The sequence below is a fragment of the Amycolatopsis circi genome (assembly GCF_003385235.1).
Lineage (GTDB): Bacteria > Actinomycetota > Actinomycetes > Mycobacteriales > Pseudonocardiaceae > Amycolatopsis > Amycolatopsis circi.
Genome location: NZ_PQIA01000125.1, coordinates 23,199 through 29,457, shown reverse-complemented (window position 1 = coordinate 29,457; position 6,259 = coordinate 23,199). Strand labels below are relative to the sequence as shown.

General features: G+C 67.4%; 3 protein-coding genes. 1 reads left to right on the top strand and 2 read right to left on the bottom strand.

Annotation, left to right across the window (positions count from 1 at the left end):
- Positions 1-323: 323 nt before the first annotated feature.
- Entirely contained in the window at positions 324-2,813 is a 2,490-nt protein-coding gene (locus D0D37_RS36630) for a DNA gyrase/topoisomerase IV subunit A (protein ID WP_116205167.1), read from the bottom strand.
- A gap of 32 nt (positions 2,814-2,845) precedes the next feature.
- On the bottom strand, positions 2,846-4,897 hold the full coding sequence (locus tag D0D37_RS36625; RefSeq protein ID WP_116205168.1) for a DNA gyrase/topoisomerase IV subunit B: 2,052 nt from the start codon (positions 4,895-4,897) through the stop codon (positions 2,846-2,848).
- A 241-nt stretch (positions 4,898-5,138) separates the two neighbouring features.
- On the opposite strand from D0D37_RS36625, the gene D0D37_RS36620 reads away from it, so the two are divergent.
- Positions 5,139-6,233 carry an LLM class flavin-dependent oxidoreductase gene (locus D0D37_RS36620; RefSeq protein ID WP_116205166.1) on the top strand — a complete coding sequence of 365 codons (1,095 nt, stop codon included), beginning with the start codon at positions 5,139-5,141 and terminating at the stop codon, positions 6,231-6,233.
- Positions 6,234-6,259 lie beyond the last annotated feature (26 nt).

The following is a 6,259-nucleotide window of genomic DNA, read 5'->3' as shown; positions in this document are numbered from 1 at the left end:
GGCTAGCGCCCCGGTGTGGTGTTGGGTGCATCGGCTGCGGTTCGCGGGTGGGCGGGGCTAGCGCCCCGATGTGGCGTTGGGTGCATCGGCTGCGGTTTGGTCGTGGGGCTTGCGTCCCAATGTGGCGTTGGGTGCGTGAGATGCACCGAATGCCGCGTTGGTGCGTGGGGTGCACCGAATGTGGCATGGGGGCGTTGCGGTGGCGGCGATGGGTCGTGAGGGGAACCCTGAGGGAATCAGAGTCCCTCAGGGTTCCCCTCACGGATGCATCGGGTGGGTGCGGGCCGTAGCGCGCAGATGCACCCATGCCTTTCGCGTGTTGCTTAGCCGCGTTCGATGAGGTGGCCCACCACTTCCGGGCCGGGGTGGGCGTGGCCTGAGCCGTCGCGGCGGAGGTCGACCTCGGGGAGTTCTACTGGGTCTCCGGTGCGGCTCGCGCCTGCTGGGCGCGGGCCGATCCAGGCGACCTGGACTTCGGTTTCTCCCTTGAGGAAACGGTGGGTTCGCACGCCGCCGGTGGCTCGGCCCTTTGCCGGGTATTCGCTGAAGGGCGTGACCTTCACGCTTTGACCCGTTGCGGTGACGACCATCGGTTCGCCGTGTTCTTCGTCGTCGGTTCGGATGGCACCGAAGAAGACCGCGGTGGCGTTCGCGGACAGTTTCACTCCTGCCATGCCGCCGCTCTTGGTGCCTTGCGGGCGGATCAGGCTTGCGGCGAAACGGAGCAGGGACGAGTCCGACGAGATGAAGGCCAGGGTTTCGTTTCCGTCGGTCAGCCAGGTCGCACCGACGACTTCGTCACCGGGCTTGAGGGAGATGATCTCGAATTCGTCCGAGCGGACTGGCCACTCCGGGGCACAGACCTTCACTACTCCGGCGCGGGTGCCGATGGCCAGGCCTGGCGAGTTGCCTGCTTGCTCGCCCAAAGGCGCGATGCCTACGACGCGTTCGCCCTTTTCCAGCGGTACCAGTTCTTTTGCTGCCATGCCGCCGCGCAGCGACACGGTGCCTGCTTGTTCTGGGAGCACTGGCAGGGGCAGCACATCCGTCTTGAAGGCGCGGCCCCGGCTCGTCACCAGCAGCACTTGGCCGCGCGCGGTGGTGTGTACGACGGCTGACACGGCATCGTGTTTTACGCGACCGTTTCGGCGGCGGACTTCCGACGCCTCTTCGGATTCCGCTGCGGTGCGGGCGACCAGGCCGGTGGCCGAAAGGATCACCTGGCACGGGTCGTCCGCCACTTCCAGCGGGCCGGACGGCTTCGACGCGGCCAGGACTTCCTTCAGGTCGCCGTCGATGAGGCGGGTGCGACGCTCGGTGGGGAAGTCCTTGGCGATCTTCGCCAGCTCCGTCGAGACGAGCTTCTTCAGGACCGACTCGTCTTCGAGGATCGTGGTCAGCTCGGCGATCTCCGCGCGCAGCTTTTCCTGCTCGCTCTCCAGTTCCAAGCGGTCGTACTTCGTGAGGCGGCGCAGCGGGGTGTCCAGGATGTAGGTCGCCTGGATCTCGGACAGCTTGAACTTCGTCATCAAGCCGTCCTTCGCGGCGGCCGCGTTTTCGCTTTCGCGGATCAGCCGGATGACCTTGTCGATGTTCAGCAGTGCGACCAGCAGACCGTCGACCAGGTGCAGGCGCTCTTCACGCTTGCGGCGGCGGTAGCGCGTGCGCCGCGTGACGACCTCGTAGCGGTGCCGCAGGAAGACCTCCAGCAGCGCTTTCAGACCGAGCGTCTGCGGCTGTCCGTCGACGAGCACCAGGTTGTTGATGCCGAACGACTGCTCCAGCGGCGTCAGGCGGTACAGATCCGCGAGCAGCGCCTGCGGGTTGACGCCCACCTTGCACTCGATGACGAGCCGCGTGCCGTTCTCGCGGTCGGTGAGGTCCTTGACGTCCGCGATTCCGGTGAGCCGCTTGGACTTGTTGACCTCGTCGGTGATCTTCTCGATCACCTTCTCCGGACCGACGCCGTACGGCAGCTCGGTGACCGTGATGGCTTGGCGGCCGCGGCTGCCTTCCAGCGGGCCGGTCTCGACGTTCGCGCGCATCCGCACCACGCCGCGGCCGGTTTCGTAGGCCTTGCGGACCTCGTCCAGGCCCAGCAGGCTGCCGCCGGTGGGCAGGTCGGGGCCGGGGATGTACTCCATCAGCTTGTCGAGCGTGGCGCTCGGATGGTTGATCAGCCACCGCGCGGCGCCGATGACCTCGCCGAGGTTGTGCGGGATCATGTTGGTCGCCATGCCGACCGCGATCCCGGACGTGCCGTTGACCAGCAGGTTCGGGTACGCGGCGGGGAGCACCGAGGGCTCTTCGAGCGAACCGTCGTAGTTCGGGCGGAAGTCGACGGTGTCTTCGCCGAGTTCGCCGACTAGCAGCATCGCTTCGTTCGACATCCGGGCCTCGGTATAACGCGAGGCGGCCGGTCCGTCGTCTGGGCTCCCGAAGTTTCCGTGCCCGTCGACCAATGGGGCGTTCATCGAGAAGTCCTGCGCCAGCCGGACCATCGCGTCGTAAATCGCCACGTCGCCGTGTGGGTGGTACTTGCCCATCACGTCGCCGACCACGCGCGACGACTTCACGTACGCGTGCGTCGGGCGGTAGCCGTTCTCGTTCATCGAGAACAGGATCCGGCGGTGTACCGGCTTCAAGCCGTCTCGGGCGTCCGGGAGGGCGCGCGAGTGGATCACCGAGTACGCGTATTCCAGGTACGAGTCTTCGATCTCCGTCTTCAGCGGGTTGTCGAAGACCTGCGCGCCCGGCGAGTCGAACGCGCTCGGGTCGACCCGGGTCACCGGGGTCTTGCTACGGCGAGCCATGGCTCACAACTCCTTGGGAACGAACGGAAAACTCAGACGTCGATGGCGTCGCGGTCGACGCGGTCGGACGATTCGACCAGCCAGTTGCGCCGCGGCTCGACCTTTTCGCCCATCAGCAGTTCCAGCGCCAGCTCCGCGGCCTCGACGTCCTCCAGCGTGATCCGCCGGACCGAGCGCGTCGCCGGGTTCATCGTGGTTTCCCACAGTTCGTCGGCGTCCATCTCGCCGAGGCCCTTGAACCGCGGCACCGGCGTGACGACCGTCTTGCCCGCCGCTTCGAGTTCGGCGACCTTCTGCTCCATCTCGCGCTGGGTGAAGGTGAAGATGGTCTCCGAACCGCGGCCCTTCGTGGTGATCTTGTGCAGCGGCGGCATGGCCGCGTACAGCCTGCCGTCCTCGATCGCCGGGCGCATGTACTTCGCGAACAGCGTGATCAGCAGCGTGCGGATGTGCGAACCGTCGACATCCGCGTCCGCCATCAGGATCACCCGGCCGTAGCGCATCGTCGTCAGGTCGAACGTGCGGCCGGTGCCCGCGCCGAGCACCTGCACGATCGACGCGATCTCGGCGTTCTTCAGCGTGTCGCCGAGCGAGGCCTTCTGGACGTTGAGGATCTTGCCGCGCAACGGGAGCAGGGCCTGGTATTCCGACACCCGCGCCATGCGCGCCGAGCCGAGGGCGCTGTCGCCCTCCACCAGAAACAGCTCGCTGCGCGAGACGCCGGTGGTGCGGCAGTCGACCAGCTTCGGCGGCATCGCCGCGCCCTCCAGCGCGGTCTTGCGCCGGGCGGCGTCCTTCTGCTGTTTCTGGGTGAGCCGCACGCGGGCCGCGTCGACCACCTTCTGCAGGACGATCTTGGCCTCGGACTTGGTTTTCCGGTCCTCGGTCCAGGCGCGCAGCTGCTTGTCGACGATGCCCTGGATGACGCGCGTGATGCCCGCCGTGGACAGTTCGTCCTTGGTCTGCGAGGTGAACTGCGGCTCCGGCAGCCGGACGTGGATCACCGCGGTCATGCCTTCCAGCACGTCCTCGGTGGTCGGCGGGTCCTCCTTCGGCTTGAGCAGCCCGCGCGTCTTGCCGATCACGTCCTGCAGCGCGCGGGTGACCGCGCGGTCGAACCCTCGGCGGTGCGTGCCGCCGTGCACGTTGCGGATCGTGTTGGTGAAGCACTCCACGGTGCGCTCGTAGCCGGTGCCCCAGCGGAGCGCGACCTCGATCTCCGCGTGTCGCTCCACATTGGACTGCATGACGCCGTTGGCGTCCGCCGCGTTCTCCTTGTACGTGCCCTCGCCGGTGATCATCAGCGTGCCGCAGACGGGTTTTTCGCTGTCCGGGGCGAGGAAGTCGACCATGTCCGCGATCCCGTTCGGGAAGTGGAAGGTCTCCTCGTTGATGGTGTCCTCGAACGTGGTGCGCAGCACGTACGTGACGCCTGGCACCAGGAACGCGGTGTTGCGCAGCTTCGCCCGCACGCCTTCGACGTCGAGCGCCGCGCCGGTCTCGAAGTACCGCGAGTCGTACCAGTAGCGGATGGACGTGCCGCTGCGTTCGCCGCGCTTCATCTTGCCGACGAGGTTGAGCCCGGAGCGGCGGGTGAACTTCGCCTTCGGGCCGGGGCCGTCGAACACGCCGGGCACGCCGTGCGCGAACGACATCTGGTGCACCTTGCCGTCCTGCTTCACCGTGACGTCGAAGCGGTGCGACAGCGCGTTCACCGCCGAGGCGCCGACACCGTGCAGGCCGCCCGACGTCTTGTACCCGGAGCCGCCGAACTTGCCGCCGGCGTGCAGCCGGGTCAGCACCAGTTCGACGCCGGAAAGGCCGGATTTGGCGTGCACGCCGGTGGGAATGCCGCGGCCGTCGTCGTCCACCTGGACGCTGCTGTCGCCGTGCAGCGTGACGACGATGCGCGAGGCGTGGCCTGCCACGCCCTCGTCGGTGGAGTTGTCGACGACCTCGGAGAACAGGTGGTTGATGCCGCGGCTGTCGGTGGAGCCGATGTACATCCCGGGGCGCTTGCGGACCGCCTCGAGTCCCTCGAGGTGGGTCAGGTCGTCGGCCCCGTACAGAGTCTCAGCAGTCACGAGGTCGTTCTCCCGGATCGAGGCGAGCTGTTCGGTGGGCAAACAGGCGGCCGGAGCAGGGGCCCCGGGCCGTCACCGTACTGCAGGATATCCGCACCCCCCGACAGGATCTGGCCGCTGCGCCCCCGACGGTGTCCCGCAGCGTGTCCCAGGTCACCGGTATAGTCCCGTTGGAATACATCTTCCACGCGAGTAGTTGTGCCGACAAGCAAGGTAACAAGCAACCGGCTAGGGAGCGGTCATGCAGTTCGGAATCTTCTCGGTGGGCGACGTCACGACCGACCCCACCACGGGCGTTACGCCCTCGGAGCACGAGCGCATCAAGGCGATGGTCAGGATCGCGCTCAAGGCCGAAGAGGTCGGTCTCGACGTCTTCGCCGTCGGAGAGCACCACAATCCGCCGTTCGCCGCGCCGGCGAACCCGACGGTGCTGCTGTCGAACATCGCGGCGCGGACGGAAAAGATCGTCCTCTCGACGTCGACCACCCTCATCACCACCAACGACCCGGTGCGCCTCGCCGAGGACTACGCGATGCTGCAGCACCTGGCCGACGGACGGCTCGACCTGATGATGGGCCGCGGCAACACCGGCCCGGTCTACCCGTGGTTCGGCAAGGACATCCGCGAGGGCATTCCGCTGGCCGTCGAGAACTACGCGCTGCTGCACCAGCTCTGGCGAGAGGAGGTCGTCGACTGGCAGGGCAAGTTCCGCACCCCGCTGCAGGGCTTCACCTCGACGCCGCGCCCGCTCGACGGCGTGCCGCCGTTCGTGTGGCACGGTTCGATCCGCAGCCCGGAGATCGCCGAACAGGCCGCCTACTACGGCGACGGGTTCTTCGCGAACCACATCTTCTGGCCGACCTCGCACTTCCAGCAGCTGATCGCGTTCTACCGGCAGCGCTTCGAGCACTACGGGCACGGCAAGGCCGACCAGGCCATCGTCGGGCTCGGCGGGCAGGCGTTCATCCGGCCGAAGTCGCAGGACGCGTGGAACGAGTTCCGGCCCTACTTCGACAACGCGCCGGTGTACGGGCACGGCCCGTCGCTGGAGGACTTCACCGAGCAGACGCCGCTGACCGTCGGCAGCCCGCAGGAGGTCATCGACAAGACGCTGACCTTCCGCGAGCACTTCGGCGACTACCAGCGCCAGCTGTTCCTGATGGACCACGCCGGCCTGCCGCTGAAGACCGTGCTGGAGCAGCTCGACCTGCTCGGCGAAGAGGTCGTGCCGGTGCTGCGCAAGGAACTGGAAGCGAAGCGCCCGGCGCACGTGCCGGACGCGCCCACGCACGAATCGCTCAAGGCGGCTCGCGAAGCCCAGGCCGTCACCGCCTGAACAGGGTTTCGCCGGACTGGATTCGC

What these genes read in the sequence shown, in the direction of transcription:
- D0D37_RS36630 (WP_116205167.1), bottom strand. Translation starts at nt 2,813, where the DNA reads ATGGCTCGCCGTAGCAAGACCCCGGTGACCCGGGTCGACCCGAGCGCG.
- D0D37_RS36620 (WP_116205166.1), top strand. Translation starts at nt 5,139, where the DNA reads ATGCAGTTCGGAATCTTCTCGGTGGGCGACGTCACGACCGACCCCACC.